The sequence below is a fragment of the Streptomyces sp. NTD91 genome, from assembly GCF_059510455.1.
The window spans coordinates 1-15929 of sequence record NZ_JCAJZW010000049.1; the positions used below are offsets into that span (position 1 = coordinate 1).

The 15929-nt window shown below is 72.3% G+C and carries 11 protein-coding genes and 1 pseudogene; 2 read left to right on the forward strand and 10 right to left on the reverse strand.

Annotation, left to right across the window (positions count from 1 at the left end):
* Positions 1-82 precede the first annotated feature (82 nt).
* From AC5WRT_RS33090 to AC5WRT_RS33130, 9 genes are all read right to left on the reverse strand, one after another.
* Positions 83-1048 carry a pirin family protein gene (locus AC5WRT_RS33090; protein WP_496097763.1) on the reverse strand — a complete coding sequence of 322 codons (966 nt, stop codon included), beginning with the start codon at positions 1046-1048 and terminating at the stop codon, positions 83-85.
* Positions 1049-1504: 456 nt separating this feature from the next.
* A complete protein-coding gene (locus tag AC5WRT_RS33095; protein WP_496100878.1) occupies positions 1505-2857 on the reverse strand; it encodes a vWA domain-containing protein in 1353 nt (450 codons plus the stop codon).
* Positions 2854-3711 (reverse strand): AAA family ATPase, encoded by an 858-nt coding sequence (locus tag AC5WRT_RS33100; protein WP_496097813.1) that lies wholly within the window; start codon positions 3709-3711, stop codon positions 2854-2856. Before AC5WRT_RS33100 ends, AC5WRT_RS33095 begins: the two co-directional genes overlap by 4 nt.
* 281 nt (positions 3712-3992) lie before the next feature.
* Positions 3993-4634, reverse strand: coding sequence for a LutC/YkgG family protein (locus AC5WRT_RS33105; RefSeq protein ID WP_496097765.1), 642 nt, complete (start codon positions 4632-4634; stop codon positions 3993-3995).
* Entirely contained in the window at positions 4631-6109 is a 1479-nt protein-coding gene (locus AC5WRT_RS33110) for a LutB/LldF family L-lactate oxidation iron-sulfur protein (protein ID WP_496097766.1), read from the reverse strand. The genes AC5WRT_RS33105 and AC5WRT_RS33110 overlap by 4 nt, the downstream gene beginning before the upstream one ends.
* A complete protein-coding gene (locus AC5WRT_RS33115) occupies positions 6106-6861 on the reverse strand; it encodes a (Fe-S)-binding protein (protein WP_496097767.1) in 756 nt (251 codons plus the stop codon). The genes AC5WRT_RS33110 and AC5WRT_RS33115 overlap by 4 nt, the downstream gene beginning before the upstream one ends.
* 73 nt (positions 6862-6934) lie before the next feature.
* A complete protein-coding gene (locus tag AC5WRT_RS33120; RefSeq protein WP_496097814.1) occupies positions 6935-8371 on the reverse strand; it encodes a rhamnulokinase in 1437 nt (478 codons plus the stop codon).
* Between the two features lie 8 nt (positions 8372-8379).
* Complete coding sequence (locus AC5WRT_RS33125; RefSeq protein ID WP_496097768.1) at positions 8380-10419, reverse strand: bifunctional aldolase/short-chain dehydrogenase; 2040 nt, start codon at positions 10417-10419, stop codon at positions 8380-8382.
* Positions 10420-10864: 445 nt separating this feature from the next.
* Positions 10865-11755, reverse strand: a complete 891-nt coding sequence (locus tag AC5WRT_RS33130) for an NAD(P)H-binding protein (protein WP_496097769.1) — start codon at positions 11753-11755, stop codon at positions 10865-10867.
* 170 nt (positions 11756-11925) lie between these two features.
* Between AC5WRT_RS33130 and AC5WRT_RS33135 the strand changes: the two genes are divergently transcribed.
* Positions 11926-12789, forward strand: coding sequence for a LysR family transcriptional regulator (locus tag AC5WRT_RS33135; protein ID WP_496097770.1), 864 nt, complete (start codon positions 11926-11928; stop codon positions 12787-12789).
* Positions 12790-13168: 379 nt separating this feature from the next.
* Here the strand turns inward: AC5WRT_RS33135 and rhaI are convergent, their stop codons facing one another.
* On the reverse strand, positions 13169-14329 hold the full coding sequence (gene rhaI, locus AC5WRT_RS33140) for an L-rhamnose isomerase (RefSeq protein ID WP_496097771.1): 1161 nt from the start codon (positions 14327-14329) through the stop codon (positions 13169-13171).
* 275 nt (positions 14330-14604) lie between these two features.
* Here rhaI and AC5WRT_RS33145 point away from each other — a divergent pair.
* Positions 14605-15701, forward strand: a pseudogene (locus AC5WRT_RS33145) (sugar ABC transporter ATP-binding protein); the annotation flags it as partial.
* Positions 15702-15929: the final 228 nt, after the last annotated feature.

Genomic DNA, 15929 nt, shown 5'->3' on the forward strand with positions numbered 1-15929 from the left:
CTAGCCGCCACAGACACTCTTTGCGAGGCGGGCGGCGGGATCGTCTCGAACCGACCTGACCGGCAGACCAGATACTCCCAGGTCAGCGCACCCTTCCGCGTGGTTTCAACGGCACCGGCGGCAGCTCGGGTGCTGGCAGCGGAGCTCCGTCGTAGCCCTTCACCGCGCCGAAACGAACCCCCTTCATCCAGTCCTCGCGAGCCTGTACGATCTCTTCCTGGGAGCGGGCGACGAAGTTCCACCACATGATCAGCTCCTCCGCGAACGGTTCGCCGCCCAGGAGCATGATCCCGGCGTCCGACTCGGCGCGCAGCGGGAGTTCGGAGCGGCCGCAGCCGAGGTAGAGCATCGAGCCCGGCAGCACCGGCACGCCGTCGACGTGGACCTCGCCGGACATGGCGAGGACGCCGTACTCGAAGTCGGGGTCCACCGGCAGGCGTACGTCGGCGCCCCGGGTGAGGGCGAGGTCCGCGCCGACGATCGGGGTGTACGTCGTACCCGGTGAGGCGGAGCCGTCCAGGTCGCCGAGGATCACCGTGGCGGTCAGGCCGGGAGCGGTGGCGGTGGGCAGGTCGGGGTGGTACTCGAACTTCGGTTCGGTGTTGCGGTGTCCGTCGGGCAGGGCGACCCACAGCTGGGCACCGTGCAGGAAGCGGGAGTGCGGGCGGGGGCTCTCCTCGGAGTGGCTGATGCCGCGACCGGAGGTCATGAGGCCCAGCTGCCGGGGCCGGATCGTCTGCAGGCTGCCCGTCGAGTCGCGGTGCAGCACCTCGCCCTCGTGCAGCCAGCTGACCGTCTGCAGCCCGATGTGCGGATGCGGCGGCACCTGCATGCCGGGTTCGTCGGCGATGTCGTCCGGGCCGTATTGGTCGACGAATGCCCACGCGCCGATCATGCGGCGACCCAGGTTCGGCAGGAGCCGGCGCACCTCGGTGGACTCGCCCAGCTTCACCTGGCGGGGGCTCAGCAGCTCGCGTACGGGCTCGGCCACCACGAATCCGCGGCCGCCGCAGAAGCCGGGCACGGGCGCGCGGTCAAGATTGCTCATGGCGCCCAACTTAGCGGCGCGGCCGTCGTGCGGGTGAGTGCGGAAGCAGGATTTTCCTTGGCGAGTTCAATCACTGACCTGTGTCGGAGGGTCTGCACGCCTCCGCCTCGCACGCGGCCCGGACGGTCACCGTGACCCTCCTCCCGGAGGCCGGGGGTGGCGGGTCCCGGGCCTGCGGACGGTGGCGGACTCATGGGTGGGTCGCGGTCGAGGACGGCTCGGCCGTGGACGACGTGACCCGGCTCGGGACCGGGGACGGCGTGCCGGTCGGCGGATGCGGGGGCCGGGCCGGTTCGGTCGGGCGGGAGGGACCGCCGCGCACCGCCAAGAACACCAGCGCGGCGACGGTGGCCTGCGCCGGTGCGCCGGCCACCGGAGCGGGTCGCGCGCGGAGCGGCCCGGTCCGCGTGTCACCCGCCGCCGCCCTACCCCGCCCCCGCACCCGTCACCGCTCGATCACACCGGCAGCAGCCGGGCGACGAGGGCGCTGAGCTGTCGGGCCGTACGGCATTCGTGCATCTCGACCAGGTCGGCGTACGCGGGTGCGGCGGAGTCGCCGGTGCCCCACCGGCCGCGCGGCTCGGGGTTCAGCCAGTACACACGGCGGGCCCGTCCGGTGATCTCCCGTACGGCGGCCAGGTTCGGGTCGCTCCTGTTCGTACGGGCGTCACCGAGGACGAACACGGTCGTGCGCGGGCCCACCGCGTCGCCGTACCGCTCGGCGAACTCACCCAGCGCCATGCCGTAGTCGCTGCTGCCGTGCCAGCCGGTGAGTCGGGCCTCGGCGTGGATGCGGGCGCCGAGCCCGTCGGGGCCGGCGCGGCCGTGGCCGAGCAGGCCGGTCACCTCGTCCAGCCGGTTGACGAAGGCGAACACCCGGACCCTGCCGAACTGGTCGTGCAGCGCCTGCACCAGCAGCATGGTGAAATCGGAGAAGCCGGACACCGAGCCGGACACGTCGCACAGCAGCACCAGGTCGGGGCGCGCCGGGCGGCGCCGGCGCAGCACCGGCCGCATCGGCACCCCGCCCGTGGACAACGAGGAACGCAGGGTGCGGCGCAGGTCGACCGTGCCGCGCGCGGCCCGGCGCCGGCGCGCGGCGAGCCGGGTCGCCAGCTTGCGCGCGAGCGGCTGGACCGCCCTGCGCAGCTCGGCCAGCTGGTCCCGGCCGGCGTACAGGAAGTCCACCCGGTCCGCGGTCGGCACGACCCCGCGCCGGGCGATCTCGCGCCGCCCGCGCCGCTCGGCGACCCGGCGCCGCGCCTCGGCGCCGACCATCCGCCGGAACTCCTCGATCCGGCGCCGGATCTCGTCGTCCAGCAGCCGGTCGGCGAAATCCGCGCCACTGCCCTGCCCGCCCCGGACGTCCGCCCGCACCCGGGCCAGCAGAGTCTGCGGGCGCAGCCGTTCGAGCGTCTGGTACGCCGAGAAGCCGTCCGAGCCGGGTGAACTGCCGTAGCCGCCGAAGCCGTCGACCGCCTCCACCGCCAACCGGGCCATCAGGGCCCGGTCGTCGACGACCAGGGCCTTCGCCAGCCGGTCGCGCAACTCCTCCCGGTTCCCGGGGCCGCCGTCCGGGCCCCCGACCCCGCGCGGGAAGTACAGGTCGAAGACCGGGTCGAACACCGCTCGCTGTCCGGGGCCGTGCAGCAGCGTCGCGGCCAGCCCCTCACGCAGGCGTTGCCGGTCCGCGAGCCCCAGCGCCTCCGCCGCGCGGGCCGCGTCCACCGTCTCACCGGTGCCGATCCGCACGCCGTGCGCGCGCAGCGCCCCGACGAGTCCGGCGATCCGCTCGGCGACCTCGGTCACAGCGCGTCCAGGTCGAGCTTCGACGCCGCCCTCTGGATGTCGTCCTGGTGCTTGAGGAGCACGCCGAGACTGTCCCGTACGACCGTCTCGTCCAGGGTGTCGGCGCCCAGCGCCAGCAGGGTGCGCGCCCAGTCGACGGTCTCGGCGACGGACGGCGCCTTGCGCAGGTCCATCGCGCGCAGGGCGCCGACCACCCGTACCACCGACTCGGCCAGCACCGCGCCGAGACCCGGCACCTTCAGCCGGACGATCCGTCGCTCCAGCTCCTCCTCGGGGAACCCGATGTGCAGGAACAGACAGCGGCGGCGCAGCGCCTCGGACAGCTCCCGGCCGGCGTTGGAGGTGAGGACCACGAACGGGCGGCGGGTCGCGGTGACCGTGCCCAGCTCCGGCACCGTGATCTGGAAGTCGCTGAGCACCTCCAGCAGCAGGCCCTCCATCTCGACGTCGGCCTTGTCGGTCTCGTCGATCAGCAGCACCGTCGGCTCGTCGCCGCGGATGGCGGTGAGCAGCGGACGGGGAAGCAGGAACTCCTCGCTGAAGATGTCGGTGCGGGTCTCGTCCCAGCTCTCGTCGCGCCCGGCGCTGATCCGCAGCAGTTGCTTGGCGTGGTTCCACTCGTACAGCGCCCGGGACTCGTCCACGCCCTCGTAGCACTGGAGCCGGACCAGACGGGCCCCGGCGACCTGCGCGACGGCCTTGGCCAGCTCGGTCTTGCCGACCCCGGCAGGGCCCTCCACCAGCAGCGGCTTGCCGAGCCGGTCGGCGAGGAACACGGTCGTGGCGACGGCGGGCGAGGCGAGGTAGCCGGTCTCGGCGAGGCGGGCGCAGACATCGTCGACGGACGTGAACAACGGGGCCTCCGGCGGGTCGGGAGCGGTGTCCGGACTCCTATCCAAGCGCTTGTTCACGGTGCCTGTCACGCGGATCCGGGCCGTCCGCGAGGAGATCGCGACGTGGGCGGTGCGGGTCGGCGAGCGATGCACACCGATCGGTTTCCCTGCGTCCGCCGATCCGGGCGACCTCCCTCCATGGCCTCCACCGGCAAGACGTCCCCGCGCGGGCGGCCTGGACGACGGACAGGTGATGACAGCGCTGCCGGACGCGGCGGGAGTGAAGTGGCGCCAAGGATCCGTCAACCCAGCAGGATCACTTCCAGCGTGCGCGGGCCGTGTACGCCCTCCACCCGGTCGAGTTCGATGTCGCTGGTCGCCGACGGGCCCGAGATCCACGTCAACGGGCGGGCGGGATCCAGGTGTACGAGGGCCTGTGGGACCGAGGAGACCACCTGGTCCGGGACACGGACGACACAGATGTGGTGGTCCGGGACGAGCGAGATGCGACGCCGGCCCTGGTCGGGGGAGCCGTCCAGAACGATCGTGCCGGTCTCGGCGATCGCCACGGCACAGCCCGTCACCACGCTGTCCACCCGGTCCAGTTCCTGTGGTGTGCTGTCCGGCCGGTCCTCGATCCGCACCACGTCCGCTGCGGCCAGCCACTGTGCCGGCAGTCCCGGCGGCACGAGCGCCTCCCGCGTGCCGTGCTCGGCCAGCAGCCGCCCGACGAGGTCCGCGATTCCCCCGGCCTCGGTGCGGTGCACGATCGCGCGGTAGTCCGCGAGGTTCTCGGCCAGCAGCTCCACCGTCTGCTCGCCGGTCCTCGTCCCGTGCTCGCGCAGGTAGTCCCGGGCGACGGTCTCCTCGTACGGCCGCTCGTCGGCAGGCACATCGGCGAGCGCCCGCCGTACCCGGCCCAGGATCCTTTCCCTGCTGTTCACCTGGCGCCGTCCTCTCCGCCGCGCGTGCGCTGCCACCAGTCCCGGAAGGGCTCCGCCGGTACGGCCGGCAGGTCCCGGGTACCGGTCCATGCCCTGCCCGGGCCCGGCAGGGTGCGGGGGTGCAGCCGGCGGGTGCGGGAGGCGAGCCGCTGACCGGTGCGCAGGGCGGCGGGGTGGGTGAAGGCCCAGCGTGCCGCGCGCATGGCCGCCCGCTCTGCCGCGTGCCCCTTGGCGGGCTTCAGTACGACCTTGTTGCCCTGCCGTACCGCCGGGCCGCCCTCCACGACCCGCTCCCGCAGATGCACCAGCACCTCGGGGATGTCGATGGCGACCGGGCACACCTCGTAGCAGGCGCCGCACAGACTCGACGCGTACGGCAGGGAGGCGTCGATCTCGCTTGCCGTGCCCCGCAGTTGTGGGCTGAGGATGGCACCGATCGGGCCGGGGTAGACCGAGCCGTAGGCGTGCCCGCCGGCCCGTTCGTACACGGGGCAGACGTTGAGGCAGGCCGAGCAGCGGATGCAGCGCAGTGCCTGGCGGCCGACCCGGTCGGCGAGGGTGTCGGTGCGGCCGTTGTCGAGCAGGACGAGGTGGAAGGCGTGTGGGCCGTCCTCGTCCGTGGTGCCGGTCCACATGCTCGTGTACGGGTTCATGCGCTCGGCGGTGGAGGAGCGGGGGAGGGTCTGCAGGAAGACCTCCAGGTCCCGCCAGGTGGGCACCACCTTCTCGATGCCCACGACCGAGATCAGCGTCTCCGGCAGGGTCAGGCACATCCGCCCGTTGCCCTCGGACTCGACCACCACGAGGGTGCCGGTCTCGGCGACCATGAAGTTGGCCCCGGAGATCCCGACCCTGGCCCGCAGGAACTTCTCCCGCAGGTGCAGCCGGGCGGCCTCGGCGAGTTCGGCCGGTGTGTCGGTCAAGCCCTCGGGCGCGGGCCGGCCCCACGCCCCCATCTGCGACCGGAAGATGTCCCGGATCTCACCCCGGTTGCGATGGATGGCCGGCACCAGGATGTGCGAGGGCCGGTCCTTGCCCAACTGCACGATGAGTTCGGCGAGATCGGTCTCGTAGGCGCGGATGCCCTCGGCCTCCAGGGCTTCGTTGAGCCCGATCTCCTGCGTGGCCATCGACTTGACCTTGACGACCTCCGACTCGCCGGTCGCCTTCACCAGGCCCGCGACGATCCGGTTGGCCTCCTCGGCGTCCGCGGCCCAGTGGACCGTGCCACCCGCCGCCGTGACCGACTCCTCCAACTGCTCCAGATACCGGTCGAGACGGCGCAGGGTGTGCTCCTTGATCCGGCGGCCTGCTTCACGCAGCGCCGCCCAGTCGTCCAGTTCGGCCACCGCGCGGGCCCGCTTGGCGCGGATGGTGTGCGTCGCGTGCCGCAGATTGCCGCGCAGGGTGGGATTGTGTACGGCCTCGTGCGCGGCCTTCGGGAAGGCCGGCATGCCGACGAACGTTGCGCTCATGCCGCCGGTTCCTCCTCCGTGCTCGCCAGGATCTCCGCGATGTGCACCGGCCGCATGCCCACCTTCAGCCGGCTCATGGTGCCCCCGATGTGCATCAGGCACGAGTTGTCGGCCGCGCACAGCACCTCGGCCCCCGTCGACTCGGCGTTGCGCACCTTGTCCGCGCCCATCGCCGCCGACACCTCCGCGTTCTTCACCGCGAACGTGCCGCCGAAGCCACAGCACTCCTCCGCCCCCGGCAGCTCCACCAGCTCCAGGCCCTCGACCGCCTCCAGCAGCCGCCGGGGCCGGTCGCCCAGGCCGAGCGAGCGCAGCCCGTGACAGGTGGGATGGTAGGTGACCGTGTGCGGGTAGTACGCCCCGACGTCCGTCACGCCGAGCACGTCCACCAGAAACTCCGTCAGCTCGTACGTCTTCGGTACCACCGGCGCCAGCGTCCGCGCCAGCGAGTCCCCGCGCCCCTCGGCACGCGCCCGCTCGCCCATCCGCGGATACAGCTCCCGCACCATGGCGCCGCACGACCCGGACGGGGTCACGATCGCCTCGTACCCGCCGAAGACATCGGAGAAGTGCCGGGCCAGCGGCTCGGCCTCATGCCGGTATCCGGTGTTGAAGTGCGCCTGCCCGCAGCAGCTCTGGCCCCTCGGGAAGTCGACCTCGACACCCAGTCTGGTCAGCAGTTTCACCACGGCGCGACCCGTGTCCGGATAGAGCGTGTCGTTGACACAGGTCAGGAACAGGGCGACACGCATCACGGCTCCTCGGAATCGGTCATCGGACGAGTGCAGGGTAGTCGGCGGACACCGTCGAAGGGAGGGGCGCCGCTCACCGGGTGGCGAGCCGTGCCTCGGCCTCCCGCCAGCGGGTCGCGTCGCCCCGGGGCGTGTACCGGGTCAGCGGCTGGGTGCGCGTGAGCAGCCCGCGCATCGCAGGCAGATCGCCGACCAGCCCGTGGGCGCGGGCCTGGACCAGGACGTTGCCCAGGGCCGCCGCCTCCGTGGCACCGGCGACCACGGGCAGCCCGCAGGCGTCGGCGGTGAGCTGGCACAGCAGCGCGTTGCGGGTGCCGCCGCCGACGACGTACACCACGTCCACCGGATGGTCGGCGAGCCGCTGGGCGTCCTCGACGGCCCGCCGGTGGGCGAGGGCGAGGGAGTCCAGGATGCACCGGGTGACCTCCGCCCGCGTCACCGGAACCGGCTGCCCGGACGCCCGGCACGCCTCGGCGATCCGCTCCGGCATCCGCCCCGGCGCCAGGAAGCCCTCGTCGCCGGCGTCCACCACCGAGCGCAGCGCCGGCACACCGCCGGCCGCACGCAGCAGCGTCCCCAAATCCGTCTCTCCCCAGGCACGCCGGCACTCCTGGAGCAGCCACAGCCCCATGATGTTGCGCAGATACCGGACCGTGCCGTCGAGCCCCAACTCGTTGCTGAAGTTCGCGGCCCGGCTCTCCTGCGTGAGCACCGGAGCGGTCAGCTCAAGACCGGCCAGGGACCAGGTGCCCGTGCAGATGTAGGCGAAGCGCTCACCGGTGGTCGGGACCGCGGCCACCGCCGAGGCGGTGTCGTGCGAGCCGACCGCCGTCACCGGCACGGGACCGGTCAGCCCGGTCTCCTCCAACACCTCGGGGCGCAGCACGCCCGCCGCGTCGCCGGGCCGTCGCAACGGCGCGAACAGCCCCAGGTCGATTCCGAGCCGGCCGGCGACGTCGTACGACCACGTCCGCGTCCGGGGATCGACGAGCTGAGTGGTGGAGGCGTTGGTCAGCTCGGTGCCCTGTTCGCCGGTGAGCCAGTACGAGATCAGGTCCGGGACGAGCAACAGCCGCCGGGCCTGGCCGAATTGGGCGGTGGGGCGGGCGGCCACGAGCTGGTACAGGGTGTTGAACGGGGCGTACTGCAGTCCGGTGGCCGCGTACAGCTCCTCGGCCGGCGCTCTCGCCCACACCTTCTCCGCGACCCCCTCGGTGCGGGTGTCGCGGTAGTGCACCGGGTTGCCCAGCAGAGACCCGTCGGCGTCCAGCAGGCCGTAGTCCACGGCCCAGCTGTCGATGCCGACCGAGTCCACCCGGCCCGCCGCCCGCAGCCCGTCCAGCACACCGCCGTACAGCGCGAGGATGTCCCAGCGCAGTCCCTCTTCGAGCCGCACCGGCCGGTTGGGGAACCGGTGCGCCTCGCTCAGCTCCAGCGAGTCCGGGCCCACCCGGCCGACCATCACCCGCCCGCTGGAGGCGCCGAGATCGACCGCGGCGTACGCCTTCACGGGTCCGCTCACCGCAGGAAGGCGGCCGCGACGCCGGCGTCGACCGGCACGTGCAGCCCGGTGGTGCGGGTCAGCTCGCCGCCCGTCAGGGCGAACACCGCGTTGGCCACGTGCTCCGGCAGCACTTCCCGCTTCAGGATCGTCCGCTGGGCGTAGAACTCGCCCAGCTTCTCCTCCGGCACCCCGTACACCGCCGCCCGCTGCGCACCCCAGCCGCCCGCGAAGATCCCGGATCCGCGCACCACACCGTCGGGGTTGACCCCGTTGACCCGGATGCCGTGTCCACCCAACTCGGCTGCCAGGAGCCGTACTTGGTGGGCCTGGTCGGCCTTGGTCGCGGAGTAGGCGATGTTGTCGGGCCCGGCGAACACGGCGTTCTTGGAGGCGATGTACACGATGTCACCGCCCAGCCCCTGGGCGATCATCACCCGCGCCGCCTCCCGCGAGACCAGGAAGGAACCGCGGGCCATGACGTCGTGCTGCAGGTCCCAGTCGCGCGCCGACGTCTCCAGCAACGGCTTCGAGATGGAGATGCCCGCGTTGTTGACGACCAGGTCGACCCCGCCGAAGGCGAGCACGGCCGACTCGAAGGCCTGCGCGATCTGTTCCTCGGACGTGACGTCGACGGTCACCGCGAACGCCCTGTCCGGGCCGCCCAGCTCCTCGGCGACCTGGGAGGCGCTCTCGCCGTCGAGGTCCGCGACCACCACACAGGCGCCCTCGGCGGCGAGCCGCTGGGCGATCGCCTTCCCGATCCCGCTGCCCGCCCCCGTCACCACAGCCACCCTGGCCGCCAGCGGTTTCGGCTCCGGCATCCGCTGGAGCTTGGCCTCCTCCAGCGCCCAGTACTCGATGCGGAACTTCTCCGACTCCTCGATCGGCGCGTACGTCGACACCGCTTCCGCGCCGCGCATGACGTTGACGGCGTTGACGTAGAACTCCCCGGCCACGCGTGCCGTCTGCTTGTCCTTGCCGAAGCTGTACATGCCCACGCCCGGGATCAGCACGATCGCCGGGTCGGCGCCGCGCAGGGCGGGGGAGTCGGGGGTCGCGTGCCGCTCGTAGTAGGCGGCGTACTCCTCGCGGTAGGCGGCGTGCAACTCCTTCAGCCGGGTCACGGCACGCTCCAGCGGAGCGGTCGGCGGCAGGTCGAGCACCAGTGGCCGCACCTTGGTCCGCAGGAAGTGGTCGGGGCAGGAGGTGCCGAGCGCGGCGAGCCGCGGATGCTCGGTGCGACCCAGGAAGTCCAGGACGGTGTCGGTGTCGGTGAAGTGACCGACCTGCGGCTTGTCCTGGGAGGCGACGGCCCGGACGTACGGCGCCAGGGCGGCCGCCCGCTCCCGCCGCTCGGCGTCGGGGAGAGCCTCGTACCCCTCGAGCACCGGCCCGAAGGGCTCCGTCCTGCCGCGCTCGGCGAGGAACGCCTCGGCGGTGCGGATGATGTGCAGCGAGTTGCGCTCGCACTCCTCGGAGGTCTCACCCCACGCGGTGATCCCGTGGCCGCCGAGAACACACCCGATGGCCTGCGGGTTGGCCTCCTTCACCGCTGCGATGTCCAGACCCAGCTGGAATCCGGGCCGCCGCCACGGCACCCAGACCACCGTGTCGCCGAAACACTCGGCGGTCAGCTTCTCCCCGTCGGCCGCGCAGGCCAGCGCGATGCCGGAGTCCGGGTGCAGATGGTCGACGTGCGCGGCCTCGACGAGCCCGTGCATGGCCGTGTCGATGGAGGGGGCCGCCCCGCCCTTGCCGTGCAGGCAGTAGTCGAAGGCCGCGACCATCTCGTCCTCGTGGCCGACGCTCGGGTACACGCCCTTCAGCGCCCGCAGCCGGTCCAGCCGCAGTACGGCGAGTCCGGCCTCGGTGAGCGTCCCGAGGTCACCACCCGACCCCTTCACCCACATCAGCTCGACATCGCCGCCGGTCACCGGGTCGATGCCGGTGCCCTTCGCCGAGGCGTTGCCGCCTGCGTAGTTGGTGTTACGGGGATCGGAGCCTAGCCGATGGGACCGGGCCAGCAGGGCGGCGGCTTCGGGGTGGGGTGCCATGAGCGGTTCTCTTCCTCGTGTCGTCGGGAATGCAAGGTTGAATCGTTTCAGGAACCTAGTGGCCTGCAGGCCGCGTCGTCAAGATGTGGGCGTATCCGACTGTCGGTGGTAGATGGGTGTCGGTGTCTTCTTCTCGGGGCCCTCGGGGTGCTGTGCCGTGTTCGACAAGTGCTATGAAACGATTCACAACCCACTTCAGGGGTACCAACGGCGCGATGCCGCCGAGCGGTGGGCGCGCCCCGCGTGCCGGCCCGGCCTCCGGCTCGCCGCCGGGCCCGCGGGTACGACGCCGATCGGCGCAGCGGAGGACGCGGGCCGGCACGCGGGGGACGGCGAGCCGTCCGCACCCGGTTCCCACCGCCGGATGGCCACCGCACTTTCCGCCGGCCGCACCTCCCACCCGGCCGCCACTCGCGAACCGGCACCCCTGCACCGACCCGAGTGATCACACGGCGGGATGCTCACCCAGGTACGCGGGCCTGAGCACCTCCTCGCACCACTGACGGAACCCGGTCGGACCAGGGAGGGCGGTGCGGTGCTCCTCGTCGTAGGCGCCCCGGTTCTGGGCCACGGCCATGTCCGCCAGGCCTTGCGCCCAGGCCTCGCTCGCGCCGTGCTCCAGCATCGTGGCCCGGTACGCCTCGACTGGCACCTCCTGGTAGCGGACGGGCCGCTCCAGCACCTTTGCGACGATCCGCGCGATGCCGGCGGGCGTCAGGGAGTCCGGGCTGACCACGGGCACCGTCTCCTGGCCGCTCCACGAGTCGTCCAGCAGGAACCCGGCGGCCCGCGCGGCGACGTCCCGGGTGGCGACGAGGGCGAAGGTACGGTCCGCGGGATGCGGCCAGAAGATCGCGCCCTGCTGCCTGACGGTGTCGAGGCTCCGGAGCAGGTTCTCCATGAAGGCCGGAGGCCGAAGCGCCCGGAACCGCACGCCGGTGGCCCTGATCAGGTCCTCGCCGGCCTGGGCCGCCGACAGGTGGCCGGCGTTCCTGCCGATTCCCCGGCCCATGCTCGACACCGCGACGACCCGCCGAACGCCCTGGCCGCGGATCGCCTCGCACGCCGACCGCGTGGGATCCAGGACGTGGTTCCCGACGCTCGGGGCGCTCGGGTCCGGCGGCACCAGCCAGAACACGGCATCCGCGCCCGCGAACGCCTTCAGGACGACCTCATGGTCGTGATGCGAACCCTGGACGACCTCGACCCGCTCGCGCACGTCCGGGGCGAGCCGGTCCGGATCGCGCGCGATCACCCGGACCGGCCGGCCGGCGTCGAGGAGGCGGTCGACGACCTGTCGGCCGATCTGACCGGTCGGGGTGGTGATGACAAGCATGAAACAGCTCCAAGGGGGTCGGGGGAAGAGGCCGTCGGTGTCCGGCGGCATCGGCCGGCGCACCGGGCGGCCGTGTGCGTCGATCCTGCGCCGGGGCGTCCACGGCACGGAAGGACCCGCTGGATCCGGCTTGTTACCCTCTGGGACATACCGAACGGAGGTGCCAGGTCATGGAGTCCCGGGCACTGCGCTACTTCGTCGCCGTCGCGGAGGAACTCAACTTCACCCGAGCCGCCGAGCGGCTGGGCATCTCCGCCCCGCCCCTGTCCCGCGCCATCCGCAAGCTGGAGACCGACCTGGGCGTCACCCTCTTCGAGCGCACCACACACAGCGTCGCCCTCACCCCGTCCGGCACCGTCCTGCTGGAGGAGGCCAGGATCGCCCTCGACGCGCTGCACGCCGCCTGCCGGCGGGCCCAGCGGGCGGCCGGCCCGGAGCCCAAGCTCGTCCTGGCAGTCAAGGCCGACGGGGACGCGGGCCTGCTGGAACCCCTCCTGGCCCGCTACGCCACCGAGCGCGGGGCCAGGCCCGTCACCGTCCGTCTCTCCGGCTGGCGCGAGCAGACACGGCTGCTGCGCGCGGGCGAGGCCGACGCGGCCCTGGTCTACGAGCCGTTCGACCACACGGGCCTGGATGCCGAAAGGCTGGCCGTCGAACCCCGTCTCGCCGCGCTCCCGGCCACCCACCCCCTCACCGCCCGCAGCCACCTCGCCCTCGCCGACCTCGCCCTGCCCGGCGTCGATGCGGGCAGCCCCGACAGCCTGCCCCGCTACCTCGACGCGATCGTGGCGCGGCACGGCATCGCCGACCTGCCCCAACTGGTCGCCCTCGTCGAACTGGGCGAGGTGGTCACGCTGCTCCCCGAATCGGTCACCACCCGCTACCCCCGTCCGGGTGTCGTCTATCGCCGGATCCCGGACGCGCCCCCGGCCGCCCTGTCCATCGCCTGGCCCCAGCAGTCCCGCTCGACCGCCACGGCGGCACTGGTCCGTGCGGCCCTCGCGGTGGCTCCCGCGGCCGAGGCGGCGGCATGAGGCGCAGGGCGCTCGGGTGCACCGATCCCGCGGTGACCGACAGATGACGGCGGCCGAACGGGCGGAGGTGTTCCGTCGGCACGAGGCGCTCGGGACCTGGGGCACCGGGGAGATGCACAGGGGGCCGGCCTGGCCCACCCGCGGGACACCCTGCGAGGACCGTCCGTGACGGCGGCCCGCTCACCGGCACCCCCCAGCAGTTCACCGCGTACCACGTGATCGACTGCGACCCCCGAGCGGGCCGGCGACATCGCCGCGCGTGTCCTCGGCTCGGACGCCGAGGCTGTCCGTGACCCCTGACCGGGCCCGCCCTGGCCGAGTCCCGATCAGGCCCGTGCCTTTCGTGCCCCGGCCGGGCCCGAGCCCGCCGCAGGTCCGATCAGGCCCCCCAGCCCGCCTGCCGACCCCCGACCCGTTCCTCGGAGATCCTCTCGGCCCAGCCGGAACGCCGGTACGCGCCCACCGGGTCGGGGTCCAGGCCCAGTTCCTCCCGCACCACGGCCAGCAGGGGCCGTACATCCGTGTTGTACGCGTCCATCAGCACCGCGTTCGCCCCGAGCACGTCGCCCTCGCGCTGCGCGGCCGCGAGCGCCTCCCGGTCGACGAGGAGTGCCTTCGCCGTGGCCTCCTGCACGTTCATGACCGACCGGATGATCGCCGGGATCCTCGCCTCGACGTTGTGGCACTGGTCGAGCATGAAGGCGACCTCGGAGGTGAACCCGCCACCCCGGACGACCTCGTACATGATCCGGAAGAGCTGGAACGGGTCGGCGGCGCCGACCATGAGGTCGTCGTCGGCGTAGAAGCGGGAGTTGAAGTCGAAACCGCCGAGTTTACCCTCCCGCAGCAGGGTGGCGACGATGAACTCGATGTTGGTGCCGGGCGCGTGGTGCCCGGTGTCCACGACGACCTGGGCCTTGTCGCCGAGCCTGAGGCAGTGGGCGTAGGCCGTGCCCCAGTCGGGGACGTCGGTGGAGTAGAAGGCCGGTTCGAAGAGCTTGTACTCCAGCAGCATGCGCTGCCCCTCCCCGAGTCGCTCGTACACGTCGGCCAGCGCCTGGGCGAGCCGGTCCTGCCGCTCCCGGATGTCGTCCTGGCCGGGATAGTTCGTGCCGTCGGCGAACCACAGCTTCAGGTCCCTGGAGCCCGTGGCGTCCATGATGTCGACGCACTCCAGCAGATGATCGACCGCCTTGCGCCGGACGGCCGGATCCGCGTGGCAGACGCTGCCGAGTCGGTAGTCGTCGTCCTGGAAGGTGTTGGAGTTGATCGCCCCCGGTCTCAGCCCGCGCTCCTCGGCGTACTTGGCGAGGGCGGCGTAGTCGTCGACCTTGTCCCAGGGGATGTGCAGGGCGACCGTCGGGGCCACGCCGGTGAACTCGTGGACCTTCGCCGCGTCCTGCAGCTTCTCCCAGGGATCGCGCGGCACGCCGGGCTGGGCGAACACCTTGAACCGGGTTCCCGAGTTCCCGTACGCCCATGACGGCGTCTCGACGGCCTGGGTCCTGAGCGCGGCCTTCACCGCGACGAGGTCGGTCACTGCGGGGCTCCTGGTGATGGCGGTCGTAACGACACGGCGGTATGAAACGATTCAGAAACGCAAGCTATGAGTCCTCCGGCTGGGTGTCAAGCGCTCCGACCGACCCTGTTGCCCGTGACTCGGTCGCGACCTTTGGCTATCGAAAGTTTTTCGACCCGGACCCATTGACGTGACATGGCCGTGGTGCCTACGGTCCCGGCAATCCGGTTGAAACCTTTCACGACCCTGGTGGAGGCCCTCGGGGCCCTTCGGTCGGTGTCGTCGAGGAGCCTGACATGACCCACCCGCCTGACACGGGGCCGGCGCCGGTGCTGGCGCTGAAGGGCGTCTCCAAGTCCTTCGGTGCCGTACGCGCCCTCAGGGACGTCTCCCTGGAACTGCTGCCCGGCGAGGTGCACGCTCTTGCCGGCGAGAACGGCGCGGGCAAGTCGACCCTCATCAAGACCCTCGCCGGGGTGCACCGGCCGGACGTCGGCCAGGTGCTGCTCGACGGCGAGCCCGTCGTCTTCCACGGACCCGGCGACGCCCGCGACGCCGGCATTGCCGTGATCTATCAGGAACCCACGCTCTTTCCCGATCTGTCGATCGCCGAGAACATCTTCATGGGCCGCCGGCCGCGGCGCGCGCTCGGCCGGATCGACCACAAGGCCACCCGCGCGGCCACGGCCGCCCTGATGAAGCGGCTCGGGGTCGAACTCGATCCCGACCGCCCCGCGCGTGGCCTGTCCATCGCCGACCAGCAGCTCGTGGAGATCGCCAAGTCGCTCTCCTTCGACGCACGAGTCCTGATCATGGACGAGCCGACCGCCGCCCTCACCGGCAGCGAGGTCGCCCGGCTCTTCGGCGTCGTGCGCACCCTGCGCGAACAGGGCGCCGCCGTACTGTTCATCTCCCACCGCCTGGAGGAGATCTTCGAGCTCTGCCGGCGGGTCACCACGCTGCGCGACGGCGCCTGGATCTCCAGCGAGCCCATCGACGGCATGACCGAGGACGATCTGGTACGGCGCATGGTCGGCCGCGACCTCGACGAGCTGTACCCCGAGCAGGACGTGCGGCCGGGCGACGTCGCCCTGAGCGTACGGCGACTGACCCGCGAGGGCGTCTACACCGACGTGTCCTTCGAGGTGCGGCACGGCGAGATCGTCGGCCTCGCCGGGCTCGTCGGCGCGGGCCGCACCGAGGTCGCGCGGGCCGTCTTCGGCATCGACCGCTGGGACGCCGGTGAGGTCGAGGTCGAGGGACGCCGGCTGACCAAGGCGCCCCGTCCACCGCCATGGCGGCCGGGCTCGCCCTGGTCCCCGAGGACCGGCGCGCCCAGGGCCTGGCGACGGACATGTCCATCGAGCGCAACATCGGCCTCACCGGACTGCGATCGGCAAGGACGGCGTGATCACCCTCGGCAAGCCGACCGTGTCCGACGCGAAGAACATCGGCCGGTTCGACTTCTAGTGCCGCGGCGGGCAACGTGTGCCCGTCAAGGAGCGGCGTCCGGTGCGTGCTGTCGGCGTGCCGGCCCCAGGCCCTCGTACCGGACGTACTCGGGTCCGGGGCCGGTGCGGTGAGTGGGGGGCACCTCCCACGCCCTTGAGGCAGTTGGGGG